Raw genomic sequence first — 20,018 nt, forward strand, 5'->3', positions numbered from 1 at the left:
TGCGTGATTGATGAAATCCGTAACGCACAGAATCCTTGACAATGCTGCGTTACACTATATCAGGATTTACTATTTTAGATATATATGGCTAAATCCAGTTTAGAATCATGGAGTCAGCGATTGCTGGCCGCGATTTTTTTAGGTGGACAAGTCTTGGTTCACCTCCTCCGAGGCAAAATTCACCGTCGCAATACCTTAGAACAATTAGCAATAGTTGGGCCAGACTCTTTCTTTATTGCCTTATTAACAGCTATATTTGTGGGTGCTGTATTTACAATTCAAGTAGCAAGGGAGTTTATTAATTTTGGCGCGGGAAACCTCGTTGGTGGCGTTTTAGCGGTAGCATTGACTAGGGAACTGACTCCGGTATTAACAGCAGTAATTTTAGCAGGACGAGTGGGTTCGGCTTTTGCGGCTGAGATTGGAACTATGAAAGTTACAGAACAAATAGACGCGCTGTTAATGTTAAAAACAGATCCTATTGATTATCTCGTCATTCCCCGTCTTTTGGCTTGCTTCATTATGCTGCCTATTTTAACTTTACTATCCTTGGTGACAGGAATGTCTGGAGGTTTGTTAATAGCTACCCGTATTTACAACCTTTCAGATACGGTATTCCTAGACTCAGCCCGTGACTTTCTCGATATGTGGGATATTGGCAATGCTATGATTAAAGCCTCTTGTTTTGGGGTCTTAATTGCTGTTATCGGCTGTAGTTGGGGTCTAACAACCACCGGAGGCGCTAAAGGTGTGGGACAATCAACTACAACTGCTGTTGTCACTGCTTTATTAGTTATATTTATTAGTAACTTCTTTCTCTCTTGGATTATGTTTCAGGGTTCAGCATAATTTGCAGGGAGCAGGGTTAACGTCAATAAGGAGAACAGATTTTGACCAGTTCATTCACGCCTAACGCCACTTCAACGGTAGAATTACAACCAAGTTACAATATTCCTCTTGTCTTGGTCATTGTTGCTATTCCTATGCTGTTAATACAACCCTGGATAGGGGCTATATTAACGCTATTGGGTTTGTTTTTGATGTTGCAAGCTGTAACACTCAAGTTTAAATTTACTGCTACTGATTTCGATCTGTATAGAGGAGAAAAGTTAATTCGTCGTTTTCCTTACCAAGAATGGCAAAATTGGCGGATATTTTGGCATCCTGTGCCTATTTTGTTATATTTTAAGGAAATTAATAGTATTCACTTTTTACCAATTTTATTTGACCCTAAAACCTTAAAATCTTGCTTGGAACAACGTTGTCCACGAATTGATTAATCTAATCAATTTAATTATATTTTAATTATATTAATTTTTTTTCGCGCCAAGGCGCAAAGGAGCAAAGACACAAAGGTAATACTTTTTTGACGGAATTATATGTTTCCATTTGCCAAGACTGAAAATTTAGATTATTATTTATTTTATGAACTTAGAGGAATCCCAAACTCCAGAGCCAATAGACGAGTGGTTGGAACAAATACCAGTTCAACCTCCTGGAAATGAACCACCAGAAACCCTACTGGCTGATTTAGAATTAGAAGCTCAAGTATCAACACAGGAAATTGTTTTTAATTCAGATACTATTGACTCAACAACATTAACAGCGGAAAACTTAAATTTATTAAATACACAAGCGGCGGCACAAGTAAACCAATTGCAGCAAGTTAAATCGGACTTAAAAGCAGAAATTGGTCAATTGGAAGTTACATATAAAACTCTTCAGACGCAAATAAGTGTAACTCAAACCGCACTTTCCCAGGTTGTCCAAGAATCTTTATCACAGTTGGAACAACGCAAACAAGTTTTACAGATTTCTGTAGAACAATTAGAACGTCGTCAAGAACGAATTCGCAAGGAAATGCGGACTAGTTTTGCTGGTACATCTCAAGATATAGCAATTCGGGTACAGGGTTTTAAGGACTATCTTACAGGTAGTTTACAAGATTTGGCGGCAGCAGCGGAACAAATGCAGCTTTTGCCACCTGTGAAGGAACGGGAAAAGCCGGCACCCAAGGAAGTAAAATCTATGAAGGAACAGTTAGAAGTTCCACAACTGGGACAACAGCAGTTTCAGGATAGTACGAAAAAAATCCGCCGCTTACTTGACCAATATCGCAACCAACCAGACTATTATGGACCACCTTGGCAGTTACGCCGCACTTTTGAACCAATTCACGCGGAAAAACTGTCAAATTGGCTGTTTACCCTGGGGGGACGGGGTGCTTTGCGGACAATGGGTAGCCGCTTACAAAATATTTTAATTGCTTCTTCGGCAATTTCCATATTACATGAACTATATGGCGATCGCTTACGAACTTTGATTTTAGCTAATACACCGGAACGCTTAGGCGAATGGCGAAGGGGTTTACAAGATTGTTTGGGTATTGGTCGTTCTGATTTTGGACCGGATAGAGGTGTGGTATTATTTGAAGCACCGAATGCCTTAGCTCAGAAAGCTGATAGATTAGTTAAAGCCAATGAAATGCCTTTAATTATTATTGATGATTCTGAGGAACAAATTAGTTTAGGTCTGCTACAATTTCCTTTGTGGTTGGCTTTTGCTCCTGACCCGAAAACTATGAAAAATAGGGATCTTGATGATGATTTTTAGTTAGTTGTCATTGGTCAGTTGTTAGTGGTCAGTTGTTAGTTGTTATTTTATGTTTATGTGGTTAACTTTGTGTGGTGTAGTGGTTTTATTAGCTTACTTATTTGGTTCTTTTCCAACTGGATATCTAGCGGGTAAGCTATTAAAAGGTATTGATATTCGAGAAGTTGGTTCTGGTTCAACTGGTGCAACTAATGTTTTACGCACTTTGGGTAAAGGTCCAGGGGCATTTGTCTTATTAATTGATGCTTTGAAGGGAGTATTAGCAATAAATCTAGTTTACGCTTTATTTAATATTGCTTCTGTTCGTAATTTAATACCAATACCACCAACTATAAATATCGAAATTTGGCAACCTTACTTAGTCACTTTGGCTGGGTTAGCTGCCCTTTTAGGACATAGTAAATCAGTCTTTCTCGGCTTTACGGGTGGTAAATCTGTGGCTACTGGTGTGGGAATTTTATTAGCGATAAATTGGCAAGTAGGATTATCAACATTGGGAGTTTTTGCTGTCGTCATTGCTATTTCTAGAATTGTTTCTTTAAGTTCTATTTCTGGGGCTGTGGCTGTTTCTATTTTTATGGTAATTTTTCATCAACCTTTAGCCTACATTATTCTCGGTCTTGCTGGAGGTTTATATATAATTATCCGTCATCGCAGTAATATTGAGCGATTAATTGCGGGTACAGAACCGAAAATTGGACAGAAAGTAGAAACACAAACTCAACAAACTAGTTAGAGTCTGCTGAAAAAGTTGTCATGGTTTTGCAATCCTCAATTACCATAACATTTCCAAAAGAGACATTTTTATAGTGTTTATAGTAACCACTCCAAAATTGCCAGAACGTATTTCCGTATTTAGGGTGATCACCTCCATCACAAGGATAAACATCACAGGGATAAATGAGGTGTCCTTTATCAATAAAACAGGCTTCAGCTATAAACAAGTTGTTCTTGTTTGTGTTTTTTTGTCCCCAACTACGAAATACACTCCAACCATGATGATTAACTAGAGGACTACTGTTATGCCAAATATAGTGTCTGTAGGTTGTTCCTGCGATAATTCCCCAAGCGTTGGGATCTAGATCCATGTCTTTAGCCATTTGTCGAACAATAGCAGGATCCATGTAATTATCTTTACAGGTTTGGTCGAGGGATTGGTAAGCAGTATTTAGTATTTGCTGTATCTCTTCGTCGTTCATATCCCGAATCAAAGCCTCAATGATGTCCCTTTCGATGCCAAAAACATTGGATACTACATCAGCTAGATCATCAATTTTTGGTTCAGGTACGGTGAACAATATTCCTAAATCTAAATTTAGCTTTAGCCCGTCTTTGATTATATCCCACCAGTCATGAAAGTTTCTCACCCATTTACCGGGTCTAAATACTCCTTCAAGGCTACCTGTGGGAGAATAGGGTAAATTATATTCCCAACAACCAGGACGGCCATCATGCCAGGGATCTTTTGTACCACAGTCATGATGCACTCGCACGTGCAGATTATGTTCGTTAAAGTTATGAAAATGGAATTGCCATTCAAATTGGTCAGCCATAATTTTAGTTGTCTTTGTGATAAAAAAATCTATGACTTACGTTACGCACTACCCAAATTAACCATCATCTGTATCAACTATAAGTAGGTGAACGGAAAAAAACCGACATAAGTAACGAAAAGTCAAGTTGCCCAAAACCTCTTCCCTGCTCCCTGTTCTCAGTTAAGAGTTCCCTTGTCATAACGACAATTTTTAACGCCAACCTACTTAAATAGTCCTTATATTATTAGTCCAATTCTGCACAGTATGTGTGTATTTAACAAAGTTAAGTCAAGTTCATCAAGAATAATTCTGGAAATCATGCTATGAACTGGTTGTAGCCATTTGTGAAAAAAAAATTAACTTGGCATAAATGTCATTAACTTCCTTAAATTCGTAATTTTTTGCAAGTGCCATGAAAATCCACCAAAATATGCTTACTTATGTACATACTAGCTTGGGTGAGAATAGAATAATTGATACTTTTACTAAAGAAGGTATTAATCATCGTCATAGGATATGGATTAGTTTTTTTGTCAATGCGTAACTCCTAAAATCTATTGTTTGCTAAGTATCTAGAAGTATATAGTTATGTACTTTCAATGAATATTCCAAAATTCCCACTTTTTCGTAGGTAAAAAAACGCTATTATTGGTGGAATAATTAGATTTATCTGCTCGATACTCACTCAAACTACAGCTCACGTTAAATTACTCGGCTTTAATCCCCTAATCTATGCCTTGCTATCAGTCTTGCTATAAGTCTGGCTATAAATATTTCTTAAAATATTTCCTCATCAGTAGGACTTACGCAAGTGTCACACCAAAAATCTATTGCCGGGTACATCAGATACAGCAAGTTGAGCTTGAGTGAAGTACACTTTGTGCAGGCAAGATGCCCGCACCACAAGAGTTTTATTGTTAATATCTGTACTTCATAAGATCGGGAACTGCTGTATCAACAAATAGATCCCCGACATCTTCAATAAGTTGGGGATCTGAGGATGATTTTTACTAAAATTGAAAAACCAAGATCTCGCTTTTTGTATTAGCCAGATCTTGGGTTTTTGGTGACAATGGTTTTAAAGTCATTTGTGGCGCGTTTTGTTGTAAAACCACAGCTTGATAAGCTACGACTCCAGTATGTTCACTATCGAGACAACGAGCCGCTGTTCGAGATAAATCTAGGCTTCTGGGTGCAATGTAGGGGCCACGGTCATTAACACGCACAATTACGGATTTATTATTTTCTAAGTTTGTGACTTTTAAGTATGTATTAAAAGGTAGGGTACGATGGGCAACTGTGAAATCATCTTGATTATATATTTCACCATTTGCTGTTAAGCGACCATGAAAATAGCCGCCATACCAAGAAGCTAATCCAGAAAGTTTTGTGGTTGAAGACTCTAATCCATACATTGCCATTTGTCCTTGTATTAGCGTCAAGGGTTCGGTATGCAGGGCTATGCGGAGATTGTTAGTCCATTCCAGGGCTAATATGTCACCACTGCGACCAAGTTGAGCGGACAGTTTTCGTTCAATTGCAAATAGTAAGCGAGTACCTACCATGAGGGACGGAGTTTTATCCACTAAACCGGGTTGTATTTCTGTAGGTTCTACTTTTGGTGATTTCACTAATTGCTGTAAGCGGTTTTGTAAAGCATTAGCTGTAATGCGATCAGGGAGTCTAGCAACAAAGTTGTTATTAACCCATACTTCATAATTGGATACACTACGCTTGACAATTAATACTGGTGCATAATCGTAACTGCCATTTTGCTCTACTGGATTGTTAATGACATTAAAGAAGCTTTGGAGCGATCGCACAAGGGTAGGAGGTGAAAAATCGAGTTTGGGAACACTAAACTGGGTGAATTTAACTAGTACAGAGTTAGTAATATTTTTCCAGGGAGTTTGTGCAGCTATATTTTCTGGCACAGGGGAACAAAATTTTGTTTCTTTGGCCTTGAATGTTGTCAAATCTGGGATAGTGGCGGTATCTCGATGTGATGATAATTGTTTATTTATCCAATCAAAAGTGAAGCGAGTTTTGGATATGAAGATTTTTTGCCAAGCATTTTTATGTTGTTGAGCATTTGTCAAAAATTGATCCTGATCCTTGACTAAATTAGCTGTAAATTGTGTTGGGGATGCCAACCCCATGGGTAAAGCTGTCAACATGACGGTACCACCCGTAAAGGATGTTAACCATAGTATTCCGTTTGATATCATAGTTTAGTTATTGTGAAATTAGATGCCAAATTTATGGGTAAATATGCCCAGATTAAACTAGGACTTACGCAAGTGTCACACCAAAAATCTATTGTAGGGTGCATCAGATATCAATAATCCGTTTATTTACCAGATTTTTGCCCTTTGATACACTTTACCAATGTGCTAGTTGTGTAAGTTCTGGTATTGTTTACTCAGCAATAACAACTATATAGTTATTTATTGTTAATGAATATTCCAAAATTCCCACTTTTTTGTATGTAAAAAAAACGCTATTACTGGTGGTATAATTAAATTTATCTGCTTGATACTCACTCAAACTACATTTCACGTTAAATTACTCAGCGTTAATCCCTTAATCTATGTCTGAAGAAAATTCCCATGGCAATTCTGTGGTAGTGACTCACCAGTTTAATGACCCAGATAGGTTTGCACAAGCCATAAAACCTCTGAATATCAAAGAAGGTAATCAATTAAGCCCAGGGGGCTTTCTAGGAACTATTAATTTTACGGAGTTTGGAGATTTGAAGTTTACTCACGTATATCAAAATCAAGTTGCTAAAGCCACTGGCATGAAATCTACTGATGATATCTCCTTTGTGTTGGCATTTCACCCCAAGTTGATACAAGTAAGCTCTCATGGTTGTGCTGTTGGAAAATATGATATATTTGGTTTCGATTCCACTAGGGAAGTAGATGTAGTTGTTAGCAAAGACGTTCATCTGATCATGGCCAGTGTGAATGGACTGGCTTTCCGTACCCTATGTGAACAAATGGGATACGAAATGGGACAAAAGGTTTTCCAACATAATGCTCTGAGTTTACATCCCTCATCATTGCGACCTCTCAAGGCTTACTATCAAGAAATTACTCATATATTGAGTACCCAACCATCATTATTGATGCAATCACAGATGCAATCAATAATAAGGGAAGATTTTTTACCATTACTAATTAATACTTTCGGTAGGAACGCCCAAAAAAAACAACGCATATTAAGACCATTCCGTCGTTATTCCCTGGTCAGGAAAGCGGAAGAAATTTCTAGATCCTATAAAGATAAACCTTTAACACTACAAAAACTATGTGAGGAATTAGAAACTAGCAGTAGTGCCTTATCTTGTGGGTTTCAGGAAGTTTTTGGTATCAGTCCCATGGCTTATATCAAAATTCAACGGCTGAATGGGGTACGCCGGGCTTTAATGAGTGATCATCCGAACACAATAACGGTGATGAATGTGGCTCAGGAGTGGGGATTTTGGAATGCTTCACATTTTGCTAAGGATTATAAGGATATGTTTGGTGAGTTACCATCAAAAACGTTGCGAGGTAATTTGCAATAATCAAATCGTTTCCAACCCGACTTCTCTAAAAAATCGGGGATCTGGGAGTTATAGTATTATGGGAGGTGTAAGAGATGTAAATCTATGTCTGAACAGAATCTTCATGGTAATTCGCTGGTTTTTACTCGCCAGTTTGATGATACATATAAATTTGCACAAGCCATAAAACCGCTGAGTATCAAAGAAGGTAGTCAATTAAGCCCAGGAGGTTTTCTAGGAACTATTAATTTTGCGGACTTTGGAGATTTGAAGTTTACTCACCTGCATCAAAATCAATCTACTCAAGCTACTGGTACGAAATCTGTTGATGATATCGGCTTTTCGTTGGCATTTCAACCCAAGTTGACACAAGTAAGCGCTCACGGTTGCGTTATTCAAAACCATGATATATTTGGTTTTGACCCTACTAGGGAAGTAGATGTAGTTGTTAGCAAAGATGTTCATCTGGTCATAGCTAGTGTGAATGCGCGGGCTTTTCATACCTTATACGAACAAATGGGATACCAACAGGGGGAAAAAGCTCTCAAACAAAATGCTATGCGTCTACACCCTGCATCATTGCGACCTCTCAAGGCTTTCTATCAAGAAATTACTCATGTATTCAATAATCAACCAGCATTGTTAATGCAATCACAGATGCAATCATTAATAAGGGAGGATTTCTTGCCATTGCTAATTAATACCTTCGGTAGGAATGCCCAAAAAAAACCACGCATATTAAAACCCTTTCGTCGTTATTCTCTGGTTAAGAAAGCGGAAGAAATTTCTAAGTCCTATAAAGATAAACCTTTAACACTACAAAAACTATGTAACGAATTAGAAACTAGCAGTACTGCCTTATCTTGTGGGTTTCAGGAAGTTTTTGGTATCAGTCCCATGGCCTATATCAAAATTCAACGGCTGAATGGGGTACGCCACGCTTTAATGAATCCTAACACGAATACAAAAACAGTGATGGAGGTGGCTCAGGAGTGGGGATTTGGGAATGCTGCATATTTTGCTAAAGATTATAAGGAAATGTTTGGTGAGTCACCATTAAACACATTACAGCGATTTTGCCGGTAAATGAAGGACGGTTTTTGTTTCGCGCAATTTCTCTTATAGATACCTAAGGTTAGGCGCCAGGCAGGAAAAGCAGGAAAGTCCTTTACCTATGACGACGGTTACTTATTAATTCCTTTGGCTCAATCATTGTAATTGCGTCTTTCCATGGTAGAGTTCGTACTGCGTGACTAAATACATTAGCCTGATACACTAATTTATTTGTAATATCCAGTCCAGTTAACCAACCACTACGAGGATGATAAGCACCAGTATCAATATCTATCCAACCCTGTCCCTGGGCTAAATTACCGGGAACAACACCAGGTAAGGTAAAAGTTATAGTATGACCGGCTATAATCATTTTATCTGGGAAATATGGTTTATTCATACTGTGAAACTCTCCTCTGATCCAACACAGTTCGTTAAGTGTTTGTTCTGCTACAGTTTTGTTAGGATTAACACCTGCATGAGTTAACCAAAAATCTCCCAAATCCAGATATGTGGGTAAACTTTCAAACCAATCTAAATCCCCTTGGGGAATTTTCCCAGACCGATAACTAGCAACCGTAGCCTGTCCTCCATTATATAACCATCCTTGCATACTGGTTGACTGAGTATTTTTACCTGTCATGATCTCTAATAACATCTGCTCATGATTACCTAGTAAACAAGGGTAGTTATTTTCTTTAACAAAATCTACTACCTCCGCGCTTTGCGGACCACGATCAATTAAATCTCCTAAAAAATATATTTGATCTGCTGATGCGGGTTCTATTTGCTTTAGCAATAACATCAAACCTTGATAGTGTCCATGTACATCACCGATAATAACCCTACGCTGACTAATTTCGCTCATCTGTTTCTAGCCTAAATAAATTAAATAAATTAACTGGTTATTTTGACTACATTCTTGTTGGTCTAGTTTCCCAGAGAAAACAGTTTTAACTGTTTACTCCTCTTGCTGCAATAACCACAAACCAGTGTAAGTCATTCCCGAATCATCTGGTTGCACTAGCAAAAAATGTAAGCCCTGACTTAGCTGTTTACGTTCTTCATACAACTTCCCCCCAGCACTAGCCTCCTCATCTGCAAAAGTCGCTAAAATCCATCTATCTACTAAACTAGCTTCTAAAATCAAACCATCAGGTGTACCATTCATGTAGTTTAATGAGACAGGGTTGCTTTTGTGCAACCACCGTGCTAAACTCATGGAGTGTCTTCCACCATAGATAATTACACCAGGTATAGGAACTGTAGAAGCCAAACCTAGATTTATCGGTTTGAGAAATTCTGGTATTTGGAAAATAGGAATTGGCCGTTCTATAAACTCATCTACAATATCACCAGCTAGAATGGTCGCAAAACGCCATTTTTCCCCCCAGAGATTTTCTGGTAATGGTACTGGAGGTGGTTTATCTACAATTATAGGATATTGCTTGAATGCTAACCACTGTTTTAACGCCAAAGTTCTCCGAGTAGCTTCAACCTTGATACCTAAATTATTGCCCGCAGTTTCTATTAAACTTAAAGACTGAGGACGAAATACTTGAATGATATCTGGTACATTTTCCTTAGCTGCTAATTGTAATTGTTGAGTAACCCAAGTAGAATTAGCTTGTGATTGGGGACAACTCGCTATATACTCAAAACTGCGAGTTTGATCACAAACTAATAATTCCCATAGTATCTGCCCTTCAGCATTTTTCAGCGGACTACGATAAAAATCAGCCTGCCAAATCAAACCCATTTTTTACCCCATCGAACTTAAACAAATCAAATTTAAACCTGAACTAAACTAAATTAAACTAAATTTTTGGCTAATTCTATAGCTGCTTCTACTGTAGAAATTTTCCCTTGAGCTTGAGCAACACCAATTTCCATTAATAATTCCCCTACCAATGGTGAAGCGGGAATTTTTAATTCTGTCATAATTTCTTTACCAGTGAGTAAAGGAATAGGATGTGCAACTGCGTCATTCGGGTTAAGATAACGTTTGATTAAAGGTTCATAAGTAAGAAACATACTTTCGGAAAACGTACCTTTGTCTATAATATCATTTGCCAAAGCTAATACTAACACCGCCGGAAATAAAATTCCCATTTCCCGAAAGAGAAAATACTGTTTCCGCAAAGACATATTTTCTGCTTTTATTTCTGGAAATAATCTTAATGCGGTTGTTACCGCGCGAATTTCTGCGCGACTGTAGGTAAGTTTTTGTAGTTCTATTTCAGCGGTTTCTGGGTGGGAATGAACAAGACAAGCAAGTTTAGCAATACTTAACCAAGAAGTTTTGACTGTATTACGGACATATTTAGTTAATTCTTGGCCTAGTTTCTGCCATTTTTGACTAATTAAAGCAAATGCTGTATCAATCGCATTTAATTTAATAAAACTTTTATCAGTAGCATTTTTGAATAAATTAGTTAAAACACCATCTTTCCAAGCCGTATTTAACCAAAATGTGCTTTGACCACTGGCTAATAAATAACCAATTTCTACCCGTACTCTTTCCGCTGCTACTTGACTAATACTTGTTGCTAAACTGCGAATAGTATCTTGAGTAACTGGTTCAATAGTAAAATCCAGTTGAGCAGCTTGACGATAAGCCCGCATTAACCGCAAAGGATCATTTTGCAGATTGACAGGTGATATCATGCGTAAAATACCAGATTCTATGTCTTTATAACCTGTAAGAGGATCAATAATTTCTTGTGTATGGGGATTAAAAGCGATCGCATTAATAGTAAAATCTCGCCTATATAAATCATTAATGAGACTTTCCCCCTCCTGTTGAGCAAAATCAACGGTAGCTTCGGGAAACACGACACGCGCAATTTGTCTTTCAGCGTCAAGTAACACAAAACCAGCTTGATAACGTTGAGCAATCTTTTTTGCCACCTGTACCGCATTTAATGGGATAATGAAATCCAAATCCATATATTCCCGCATTCTACCCAAAATCCCATCACGAACCGCACCACCAACCATATAAACGGGTTGTGGCAAATATTCCCAACTAAAAGGCCAATTTTCAGGAGATAGACGAGAAGCAACTAATTCGGATATTGTCATCAAAATCAACCTTATAACTAATGCTGATTATTTTGGACTGAGCTATATTAACTATATATATTAACTATAAAGGTTTTGAGAGTTGGTTCTAATATGTGTATTTGTGTGAATTGCCACTATGTAGACCGCTGTGTTACCTACAACGCCGTAGAAACCCAGCACCAACAGTTACACTTGACGGAGACACCAGATTTTGATCCTCACGAACCCACCATTAATGTTAATATTCGCACACAGGGAGAGATAATTGAAATGGAATGGGATGTTGTTGGTTGTCTTAGTTTCCAACCCGAAATAGGTAAATGGTCTAAATTGCGTCCTGGTGAATTAGTCCCGACTTAGGTATTTGGGACTTTGGACTTTGGTAAATTAAAGTATGATTTTTTCTCACGCAGAGGCGCCCAGGGTAAGATTTTGATCAAGGAGGAAACAATTTAAAATGTCCCTCCCTATTTATCACGCAAATACTACTATTTTAAACTTCTTTAGACTTCAACAGCTAGTTTTGCTTCTTTAGCTGTTAAGCGTTCATAAGCAGCACGCATTTTCAAGCCTGTCAATACTTGGAATAAACCAGTACCATTGTTAGAACCGGGGTATTCGCGGTGTTGCAGTAATAAATGAGTCATCTCACCTTGATACTTGGTAGAAGTTTTACTTAAATGGGTTTCGATGTAAATTACTTCATCGAGGTTGTCAAATTGACCGTCTACTTCTAGAACTGAGACGTAACGACCATAGTAAACATCAAAACCATAGTACAGTTGCATACCTGGGTAAGAACAGGTTAGTTTGCGTCCGCAAGGAGTCCACTGAATTGTTGAACCTTCGTCAAATAGGTAACTTGGTTCAAAGCCTTCTTTTCCTTCCCGTTGTAACATCCGTACCCGTAAAACTTTACGCTCTGTATCGTTTTTAATCAAGTTGGTGGGTAATACTTGTAGAACCACGTCTGCAAATTCTCTTTGTGGTTCGATAAATTTCTCAAAATCAGGTTTCCGAGAATTGATTTGTGCGAGAACATCTTCATAGCGGTGGCCTCTTTCGGCCATATCCCGTTGAATTTTCCAGGCGATTTTGACTTCATCACTGATATCAAAGTAAACACTGAAGTCCAGGAGTTCTCTAACTCTTTCATCATATAAAGGATGCAGCCCTTCCACTACGATAATATGGTTTGGCTTGACTATTTCTGGTGGGTCGATATTGCCAGTTTCGTGATTATAAATCGGTTTATTAATTGTTTGACCTTCTTTGAGAGCTTTAATTTGCTCATACATCAAGTCAAAATTGTTTGCTCTTGGGTCAAGGGCGGTTATGCCTGTTTGTTTACGCTGTTTCCGATCTAGGCAATGATAGTCATCTAAACAGATAACTGTCATAAATTCTTCACCAAATAAATCAATCAAGCGACGTAAAAACGTAGATTTACCGCACCCAGAGTCTCCTGCTACTCCAATTAGTACCACACGTTCCGGCTTACTTGTCATAAATCCTCTCTAAATACTAAATGTCAATCAATAATTTTTCTCACAACAGATTTTGAATCCAGGGGCTTACACTTATGGTACACCCTTAGGTTCTGGCTATCCAGGATAACGATGACTTTCTTTCAACGGATAACGTGTAAGCTAATGGCAGTTACTCGTCCGAATGAGCCTAGTTTTATCGCTGGTAAGTATTTAATCTTAGTGTTGCACTAGATTTTAACAGAAGGGAGTGTACTTTCACAAGATTTACCCTGAGAAAGAATCTAGTTCCCTTAGCAGTTGTCTGCTTAACATTCTGCCATAGATGATACAATTTTTTCGAGACTTAATCAGAAATCAAAAGATCTCTAGAAAAAATCTCTAGAAATTTATAATCATGAAGTATGTTAACACTGTCATGGTAGGATAGGATAAGTGGTTTTAGGGGAATATCCAGACAAAGTTATAATGTACGCCATAGGGACATTTTAACAAATGCAGGGGCTTGTCCTCATGTTCAGGGTTTTTGCAGTATCAAGATGCTGTAAAATGTTTTTTCATCAACCTAAAACTATATAGTTCGAGAAAAAAAGATTAAAGTGATTCACTATTAACATTCTCGCCCGGACTTATCCTCTAACTTAGAAGGTGAACAGGTGTGTTTTTTGCCATGCCTACTGGTCTTGGGCGAGTGTGAGCCGGCATCACAATTAATTAAAATTAATAATGATGTCGTTTTCCCAGATGGCCAGTTTTGTGATCCGAAAATCCGGTAAACTAAAGCTCGCATCAGGATGGGAATGATTTTTTGATAAACGGTTAAGTAAATATCGGAGTGGTAGAAGGAATGTACAATCAAGGTGCTGTTGAGGGTGCTGCCAATATAGAATCAGGTAGCCGCGTCTTCGTTTACGAAGTGATAGGTCTGCGTCAGAGTCAAGAAACTGATCAAACCAACTACCAAATTCGTGAAAGTGGCAGTGTATTCATCAGAGTACCTTACAACCGCATGAATCAAGAAATGCGACGGATCACTCGCTTAGGTGGTAAAATTGTTAGTATTCAACCTGTTACAGCTTTACAGCAAGTCAATCGCCAAGTTAAATTGGTAACAGATGATGTTGCAGTTAGTACGGCTGATGTAGCGGTTAGTATAACTGATGTTGCAGTTAGTACAGATTCAGAGACAGTCAATGACAAAGCTGAATTGGTAACTGCCGAAACTAAAGTTAGTACAGAAGTGAAAGCTGAGGTGAATGCTAATAACGAGGAACATGGTAAAGCCACACCTGTGATTAATCCTAGTGAGGCGAAAGGCTTTGCTAAATCATCGGCCAAGGAGAAAAAAAGCAACACCATGACTCAAGCAAAAGCAAAAAAAGATGCCCATGCTGACGTTCCTGTGAACATTTATCGTCCTAACGCTCCGTTTATTGGTAAGTGTATCTCTAATGAAACATTAGTTAAAGAGGGCGGAATCGGTATTGTTCAGCACCTCAAATTTGATATATCTACTGGTGACTTAAGATATCTAGAAGGTCAAAGTATCGGGATTATCCCTCCTGGTCTGGATAAAAACGGTAAGCCTGAAAAACTAAGACTTTACTCGATTGCTTCGACTCGTCACGGAGATAATCTAGATGACAAAACAATATCCTTGTGTGTTCGTCAGCTAGAGTACAAGCATCCCGAAACTGGTGAAACAGTTTATGGTGTTTGTTCTACCTATCTGACTAAAATCAAACCAGGTGATGATGTCAAAATCACAGGTCCTGTTGGTAAAGAAATGTTGTTGCCTGAAGATCCAGAAGCTAATATAATTATGTTAGCAACAGGTACAGGTATTGCGCCTATGCGGACTTACTTGTGGCGGATGTTTAAGGACGCAGAAAGAAAAGCTAACCCAGAATATCAATTTAAAGGATTTTCCTGGTTGCTGTTTGGTGTACCAACATCTCCCAATATTCTTTATAAAGAAGAATTGGAAGCAATGCAGGAGAAATATCCTCAAAACTTCCGTCTTACTTATGCTATCAGCCGGGAACAAAATAACCCCCAAGGTGGTAGAATGTACATCCAAGACCGTGTAGCGGAACACGCTGATGAATTGTGGCAATTGATTAAAAATCCCAAAACCCACACTTATATCTGTGGTTTGCGCGGTATGGAAGATGGCATTGATGCCGCTTTAAGCGCTGCGGCGGCCAAAGAAGGTGTAAGCTGGAGTGATTACCAAAAAGACATGAAAAAAGCTCACCGCTGGCACGTGGAAACATACTAATTTAGTCATTGGTCATTGGTCATTGGTTATTAGTCATTGGTCATTGGACAATTAAAAGAAGATAATTAGTAGGTAGGGCTTATGCTCTGCCTACAATTGTTTTATTCTATATTTCTATATAAGTTCATTGTGGGTGCAAAATCTGTGGTTGTTAAATTAGGAATACTCGGATTAGGTACAGTAGGAACGGGTACAGTACAACTGTTACAAGACAAGGTAGGCCGTCACCCACTGTTACAGGAAATTGAAATATATCGGGTGGGGGTGCGATCGCTAACTAAACCTCGTGTTGTAGAATTATCTCCAGGTGTAATCACGACGGATTTAGAGGCCATTGTTAATGATCCAGCGGTGGATATAGTTGTAGAGTTAATGGGAGGATTAGAACCAGCCAGAACATTAATTCTCGCAGCTATTAACAATGGTAAGCACGTTGTCACCGCTAATAAAGCTGTAATTTCTCGATTTGGTGCGGAAATATTTACGGCTGCGAATCAAGCTGGTGTCTATGTCATGCTAGAAGCGGCTGTTGGTGGTGGTATTCCAGTGGTTCAACCTTTAAAACAGTCTTTAAGCGTTAACCGGATTAATGCTATTATGGGTATTGTCAATGGCACAACCAATTACATCCTCACCAGGATGCAAACAGAAGGTAGTGATTTTGATGATGTCTTGGCAGATGCTCAAAGATTGGGTTATGCTGAAGCTGACCCCACTGCTGATGTTGATGGTTTGGATGCGGGAGATAAAATTGCCATTTTAGCATCTTTAGGGTTTGACGGGCGAATTAATCGAGAAGATGTCCATTGTGAAGGAATTCGCCAAGTCACAAAAACAGATATTACTTATGCTGCTAAGTTAGGATTTGTGATTAAGTTATTAGGGATAGCCCAACACTTAGATACAGATAATTCCCAACTTTCAGTTAGGGTTCATCCTACTTTAGTACCGCAAAACCATCCTTTAGCTAGTATTAATGGTGTTTATAACGCCATTCTTGTGGAAGGAGAACCCATTGGCCAGGTGATGTTATTCGGTCCTGGTGCTGGTGCTGGTGCTACCGCGAGTGCTGTATCATCAGATATATTAAGTCTGGTGGCTACTCTCAAAACTAATACCAATAAACCAAATCCTCTCCTAGCTTGTAGACATCAACATTACTCTCAAATTACGCCAATTTCTGAGTTAGTGACGCGGTTTTATACCCGCTTTTTGAGTAAAGACCAAGCGGGAGTTATTGGGAAATTAGGGACTTGTTTTGGCAATTATGGGGTAAGTTTGGAGTCAGTTGTCCAAACTGGTTTTCAGGGAGAACTAGCGGAAATTGTGGTTGTCACCCATGATGTCCGGGAAGGGGACTTTAGACAAGCTTTAGCAGAAATTCAAGCTATGGAGTCTATAGACAGTATTCCTAGTGTATTACGAGTGCTGTGAAAAAGAAAACACACACCCAGATAACCCCGACTTCTTAAAGAAGTTGGGGGTTTTTAAGCAAAGCCAGAAGTATTATAATTGCTCTTACGGGTGCAAAAATGATCTAATTTTAGATTGATAGGCCAAATTATCCAAACCGTTATTTTGATTACTTGGTTGATTATTAATCTGACGCTGAAGAGAAATAACACGATCGCTTGCACCTGGATGGGTACTTAAAAATGCAGGTACTGAACTACTACCCTGGAGCTTTTTCATAAAAGAAACCATAGCTGATTGAGCATAACCGGTGCGGGTAATGTTTGCTAGTCCTCTTTTATCGGCATCAAATTCGTCTTTGCGACTTCGGGGAAGATTTAGTGCCAGTTGTACACCAATACCTACGGCTTTATTTTTATCTAAACCCGCTAGGGTAGCAACACCACTGGTAATCGCTTGTTGTCGGATTTGTTTAATTAAATGTTTACCCTCAATGTGACCCATTTCATGTGCTAATACACTAGCAACCTCGGCTTCATTATCTGCGACTTTTAATAAACCTGTATTCACATAAATAAAACCACCAGTAGTCGCAAAAGCATTAACAGCAGAGTCTTCGACTACTTGAAAAGTATAAGGGATATTTGGGCGATCGCTATTAGCCGCTAACCGTCTACCTACTTCGTTAATATAGTCATTTAATTCTGAGTTATCAGAGATTTTGACTTCTTGCTGTAATTGCTGATTCATCTGTTGACCAAGATTAACTTCCTGACGATCGGATATATTAGATAAGTTAAATATCTGTACCCCTTGAAATAAAAGCGGTAATAAATCTATAGCTTTACTTGGTAAGGGTGTACTCAAACAGACAGATAGAAAAACAATTACAGAAATTAACGGATATAAACAGCGTCGTTGCCATAAACGGTAGTTTGTCCGAAACCCTTGGTAGTTAATCATAATCTAGTCAAATGAGATTTGTACGAGAACTTAAAATCAGAGGACGGATTTTCAGATTAGTAAGTTGCATTTTCCACTTCAAGCAGGGGTTGGGGGTAAAATCCTTATTTGGGATGGATTTGTGGAAAAATTTTGGATCTGATACAGATGTAAGATGCTGTAATATCAGGTGGAAATAACTTACTACAATCATGTTAAACTATCATGTTAGACTATTTCATGACCATAACCCTTACCTGCTGTCAATTTCGATTCAGTGATCAAGATTGTGGATCATTTGCAAAAAACTTCTTAGTACAATCAATTACTTAGCTGAAAACTTAACTGAAATTTACCCAAAACTTATCCAAAACTTATCCAAAACTGGTTATGGCTATTTTAGATTCCAAAGGTCGCTTGTTTGGTAAAATCAATCTCTTAGACTTAGGCGCTGCACTAGTAATTTTGCTGGTAGTAGTAGGTATTTTTATTTTTCCTGGTACTTCCGGTTCTGTGGCTCAAGTGGGTGCGAAAACAGTACCAATTGAGGTAGATTTAGTGGTACGTGGCCTTAATGTTCGTGACCCTGAACAATTATTTAAACAAGGATTCACAAATGGTGGTAAAACTAATGTGATTATCCGCAATCAACCCTATGGTCAAATTGGGATTAAATCTATTAAAGAGTTAGATAGAATGCTTACCATTCCTCAACCAGATGGTTCTGTGAAGGAATTACCAGATCCTAGAAAGAATAATTTTAGCACGGATTTTATCTTAACTTTACAAGATAAGGCTACAGTCACTAAGGATGGACCTGTTTTAGGTAATAACAAGGTGAAAATCGGTATGACTTTTGAATTAGAAGGTTTTAACTATAATTTCAATGCGTCTGTAATTGATATTCGGTTACAAGATAAATAAAAAAGATTATAGTTAGAGGTGAAATTTCCCCGATTTCATCCTCAATAATTAGTATTAATTAGTAATAATTAGTAAAAAATTAGTAAAAAACGGCTTTGCAAAATGGCGGATTTAGCAAGGTATAAAAGCGAGAATTTGACAATTTCGACAATTTTGTAATCAAGTGGGTAAATACTGTGATACAGGCTTCGTCTTCTTGGAGACAATTCATTAATCAAATTTCGGAAATCAAGACAGGAAGCAGAGAAGGGCGCATTTTTAAACATTTCTCTGAACCGGGTTTTTTCCTGGGTTTATTAACAATAATTGTGGCTATGTTGTTATGGAATTGGCAATTATTGTTAGCGCTGATTGTTGGTATTGGTATGATGGTATTTACTTACTTAATACCGAAATTTAATTGGCAATTACACTGGTTAGAAATACGAAGGTTAATTAGTAGTCCTAACATTCGTTTAGCTTATTCTATCGCTAGTGGTGGTGTTGCGACTGTGATCACTTACATGGCTTCAGCAATTTGGGTTGATTCCCCTAGTCCTTGGTTGGCTGCTGGTGCTATTATTCAGGGTATAGGTACATTATTGACTTTAATTTTGTTGGTGTGGCAAATATTCAGTTTTCAGGGAAGTCAACAGCAAGATTATCTTGATAAGTTGTTAAGCGATTTAACAGAAACAGATCCTTTAAAACGGTTAATTGCTGTAGGTAAGCTGAATAAGTTTATTGCCCGTCAGCGACTTGACACAGCATTGCAAGAAGATGTTATAAAATGCTTGCAAATTTTCCTCAGTCAAGAACAAGAGGTAATAATTCGGGAAGCAGCTTTAGACTGTTTACAGAATTTAAATAGGTTACAATTGCTAAAACCAATTAATGCCAAAGTTTTTACACCCATATCAGTAAAAGCGAAAAGCAAAGTTCTTATAGATTAATTTAATGTTTTGAGTAAAAAGGCACAAAAACCTTGACCAAAAATCTGGGATACAAGCCCCGTCCACTTCGGCAAGCTCAGTGCATCGCTTTTAGGACGGCTTTATGTTAAAATTTGGTTATAGTCGCCATAGGGCATTGGGAGACTTTAAACGGACATGGAGGGACGATAAGACCACTTGTGGCGTGTTCCAGTGAAGTGTCAAGAATCATCGCACCTTCAG

At 38.3% G+C, this 20,018-nt stretch carries 18 protein-coding genes; 11 read left to right on the top strand and 7 right to left on the bottom strand.

What is annotated here, in order from left to right:
• Window positions 1-84: 84 nt before the first annotated feature.
• The 4 genes from H6F62_RS12835 to plsY all read left to right on the top strand — a co-directional run bounded on the left by H6F62_RS12835 (window position 85) and on the right by plsY (window position 3,349).
• On the top strand, window positions 85-849 hold the full coding sequence (locus H6F62_RS12835) for an MlaE family lipid ABC transporter permease subunit (protein ID WP_137908266.1): 765 nt from the start codon (window positions 85-87) through the stop codon (window positions 847-849).
• 41 nt (window positions 850-890) lie between these two features.
• On the top strand, window positions 891-1,280 hold the full coding sequence (locus tag H6F62_RS12840) for a DUF3119 family protein (protein WP_137908265.1): 390 nt from the start codon (window positions 891-893) through the stop codon (window positions 1,278-1,280).
• 145 nt (window positions 1,281-1,425) lie between these two features.
• Window positions 1,426-2,613 (top strand): DUF3086 domain-containing protein, encoded by a 1,188-nt coding sequence (locus tag H6F62_RS12845; RefSeq protein ID WP_137908264.1) that lies wholly within the window; start codon window positions 1,426-1,428, stop codon window positions 2,611-2,613.
• 49 nt (window positions 2,614-2,662) lie between these two features.
• Window positions 2,663-3,349 (top strand): glycerol-3-phosphate 1-O-acyltransferase PlsY, encoded by a 687-nt coding sequence (gene plsY, locus H6F62_RS12850; protein ID WP_190372210.1) that lies wholly within the window; start codon window positions 2,663-2,665, stop codon window positions 3,347-3,349.
• Here plsY and H6F62_RS12855 read toward each other — a convergent pair.
• Both H6F62_RS12855 and H6F62_RS21220 read right to left on the bottom strand, forming a co-directional pair.
• A complete protein-coding gene (locus tag H6F62_RS12855; RefSeq protein ID WP_190372211.1) occupies window positions 3,342-4,166 on the bottom strand; it encodes a hypothetical protein in 825 nt (274 codons plus the stop codon). The genes plsY and H6F62_RS12855 overlap by 8 nt on opposite strands.
• Before the next feature lie 992 nt (window positions 4,167-5,158).
• On the bottom strand, window positions 5,159-6,376 hold the full coding sequence (locus H6F62_RS21220) for a septal ring lytic transglycosylase RlpA family protein (protein WP_277878595.1): 1,218 nt from the start codon (window positions 6,374-6,376) through the stop codon (window positions 5,159-5,161).
• Window positions 6,377-6,738: 362 nt separating this feature from the next.
• Between H6F62_RS21220 and H6F62_RS12865 the strand changes: the two genes are divergently transcribed.
• Entirely contained in the window at window positions 6,739-7,719 is a 981-nt protein-coding gene (locus H6F62_RS12865) for a helix-turn-helix domain-containing protein (RefSeq protein WP_190372212.1), read from the top strand.
• Window positions 7,720-7,803: 84 nt separating this feature from the next.
• Window positions 7,804-8,784 carry a helix-turn-helix domain-containing protein gene (locus H6F62_RS12870; RefSeq protein WP_190372213.1) on the top strand — a complete coding sequence of 327 codons (981 nt, stop codon included), beginning with the start codon at window positions 7,804-7,806 and terminating at the stop codon, window positions 8,782-8,784.
• A gap of 82 nt (window positions 8,785-8,866) precedes the next feature.
• Here the strand turns inward: H6F62_RS12870 and H6F62_RS12875 are convergent, their stop codons facing one another.
• From H6F62_RS12875 to H6F62_RS12885, 3 genes are all read right to left on the bottom strand, one after another.
• On the bottom strand, window positions 8,867-9,619 hold the full coding sequence (locus H6F62_RS12875) for a metallophosphoesterase family protein (RefSeq protein ID WP_137908258.1): 753 nt from the start codon (window positions 9,617-9,619) through the stop codon (window positions 8,867-8,869).
• Between the two features lie 93 nt (window positions 9,620-9,712).
• Entirely contained in the window at window positions 9,713-10,510 is a 798-nt protein-coding gene (locus H6F62_RS12880) for a Tab2/Atab2 family RNA-binding protein (RefSeq protein WP_190372214.1), read from the bottom strand.
• 53 nt (window positions 10,511-10,563) lie between these two features.
• Complete coding sequence (locus tag H6F62_RS12885; RefSeq protein ID WP_137908256.1) at window positions 10,564-11,835, bottom strand: CCA tRNA nucleotidyltransferase; 1,272 nt, start codon at window positions 11,833-11,835, stop codon at window positions 10,564-10,566.
• A gap of 93 nt (window positions 11,836-11,928) precedes the next feature.
• On the opposite strand from H6F62_RS12885, the gene H6F62_RS12890 reads away from it, so the two are divergent.
• Window positions 11,929-12,177, top strand: coding sequence for a Ycf34 family protein (locus H6F62_RS12890; RefSeq protein ID WP_028083119.1), 249 nt, complete (start codon window positions 11,929-11,931; stop codon window positions 12,175-12,177).
• Between the two features lie 143 nt (window positions 12,178-12,320).
• On the opposite strand, the gene H6F62_RS12895 is transcribed toward H6F62_RS12890, so the two are convergent.
• A complete protein-coding gene (locus H6F62_RS12895; RefSeq protein WP_137908255.1) occupies window positions 12,321-13,325 on the bottom strand; it encodes a phosphoribulokinase in 1,005 nt (334 codons plus the stop codon).
• 826 nt (window positions 13,326-14,151) lie between these two features.
• Between H6F62_RS12895 and petH the strand changes: the two genes are divergently transcribed.
• Entirely contained in the window at window positions 14,152-15,585 is a 1,434-nt protein-coding gene (petH, locus tag H6F62_RS12900) for a ferredoxin--NADP reductase (protein ID WP_137908254.1), read from the top strand.
• Between the two features lie 144 nt (window positions 15,586-15,729).
• Window positions 15,730-17,019 carry a homoserine dehydrogenase gene (locus tag H6F62_RS12905; RefSeq protein ID WP_137908288.1) on the top strand — a complete coding sequence of 430 codons (1,290 nt, stop codon included), beginning with the start codon at window positions 15,730-15,732 and terminating at the stop codon, window positions 17,017-17,019.
• Window positions 17,020-17,103: 84 nt separating this feature from the next.
• Here the strand turns inward: H6F62_RS12905 and H6F62_RS12910 are convergent, their stop codons facing one another.
• A complete protein-coding gene (locus H6F62_RS12910; RefSeq protein WP_137908253.1) occupies window positions 17,104-17,961 on the bottom strand; it encodes a M48 family metalloprotease in 858 nt (285 codons plus the stop codon).
• Window positions 17,962-18,330: 369 nt separating this feature from the next.
• Here H6F62_RS12910 and H6F62_RS12915 point away from each other — a divergent pair, with 369 nt between their 5' ends.
• Window positions 18,331-18,864 carry a DUF4330 domain-containing protein gene (locus H6F62_RS12915; protein WP_028089687.1) on the top strand — a complete coding sequence of 178 codons (534 nt, stop codon included), beginning with the start codon at window positions 18,331-18,333 and terminating at the stop codon, window positions 18,862-18,864.
• Window positions 18,865-19,040: 176 nt separating this feature from the next.
• Window positions 19,041-19,796, top strand: coding sequence for an armadillo-type fold-containing protein (locus tag H6F62_RS12920; RefSeq protein ID WP_190372215.1), 756 nt, complete (start codon window positions 19,041-19,043; stop codon window positions 19,794-19,796).
• Window positions 19,797-20,018 lie beyond the last annotated feature (222 nt).

It is taken from the genome of Anabaena sp. FACHB-1391 (assembly GCF_014696755.1).
Lineage (GTDB): Bacteria > Cyanobacteriota > Cyanobacteriia > Cyanobacteriales > Nostocaceae > Dolichospermum > Dolichospermum planctonicum.

Coding starts and splice junctions, on each gene's coding strand:
- plsY (WP_190372210.1), top strand. CDS start 2,663: ATGTTTATGTGGTTAACTTTGTGTGGTGTAGTGGTTTTATTAGCTTAC.
- H6F62_RS12890 (WP_028083119.1), top strand. CDS start 11,929: ATGTGTATTTGTGTGAATTGCCACTATGTAGACCGCTGTGTTACCTAC.
- H6F62_RS12875 (WP_137908258.1), bottom strand. CDS start 9,619: ATGAGCGAAATTAGTCAGCGTAGGGTTATTATCGGTGATGTACATGGA.
- H6F62_RS12885 (WP_137908256.1), bottom strand. CDS start 11,835: ATGACAATATCCGAATTAGTTGCTTCTCGTCTATCTCCTGAAAATTGG.
- H6F62_RS21220 (WP_277878595.1), bottom strand. CDS start 6,376: ATGATATCAAACGGAATACTATGGTTAACATCCTTTACGGGTGGTACC.
- H6F62_RS12915 (WP_028089687.1), top strand. CDS start 18,331: ATGGCTATTTTAGATTCCAAAGGTCGCTTGTTTGGTAAAATCAATCTC.
- H6F62_RS12910 (WP_137908253.1), bottom strand. CDS start 17,961: ATGATTAACTACCAAGGGTTTCGGACAAACTACCGTTTATGGCAACGA.
- petH (WP_137908254.1), top strand. CDS start 14,152: ATGTACAATCAAGGTGCTGTTGAGGGTGCTGCCAATATAGAATCAGGT.
- H6F62_RS12855 (WP_190372211.1), bottom strand. CDS start 4,166: ATGGCTGACCAATTTGAATGGCAATTCCATTTTCATAACTTTAACGAA.
- H6F62_RS12865 (WP_190372212.1), top strand. CDS start 6,739: ATGTCTGAAGAAAATTCCCATGGCAATTCTGTGGTAGTGACTCACCAG.
- H6F62_RS12880 (WP_190372214.1), bottom strand. CDS start 10,510: ATGGGTTTGATTTGGCAGGCTGATTTTTATCGTAGTCCGCTGAAAAAT.
- H6F62_RS12845 (WP_137908264.1), top strand. CDS start 1,426: ATGAACTTAGAGGAATCCCAAACTCCAGAGCCAATAGACGAGTGGTTG.
- H6F62_RS12895 (WP_137908255.1), bottom strand. CDS start 13,325: ATGACAAGTAAGCCGGAACGTGTGGTACTAATTGGAGTAGCAGGAGAC.
- H6F62_RS12870 (WP_190372213.1), top strand. CDS start 7,804: ATGTCTGAACAGAATCTTCATGGTAATTCGCTGGTTTTTACTCGCCAG.
- H6F62_RS12835 (WP_137908266.1), top strand. CDS start 85: ATGGCTAAATCCAGTTTAGAATCATGGAGTCAGCGATTGCTGGCCGCG.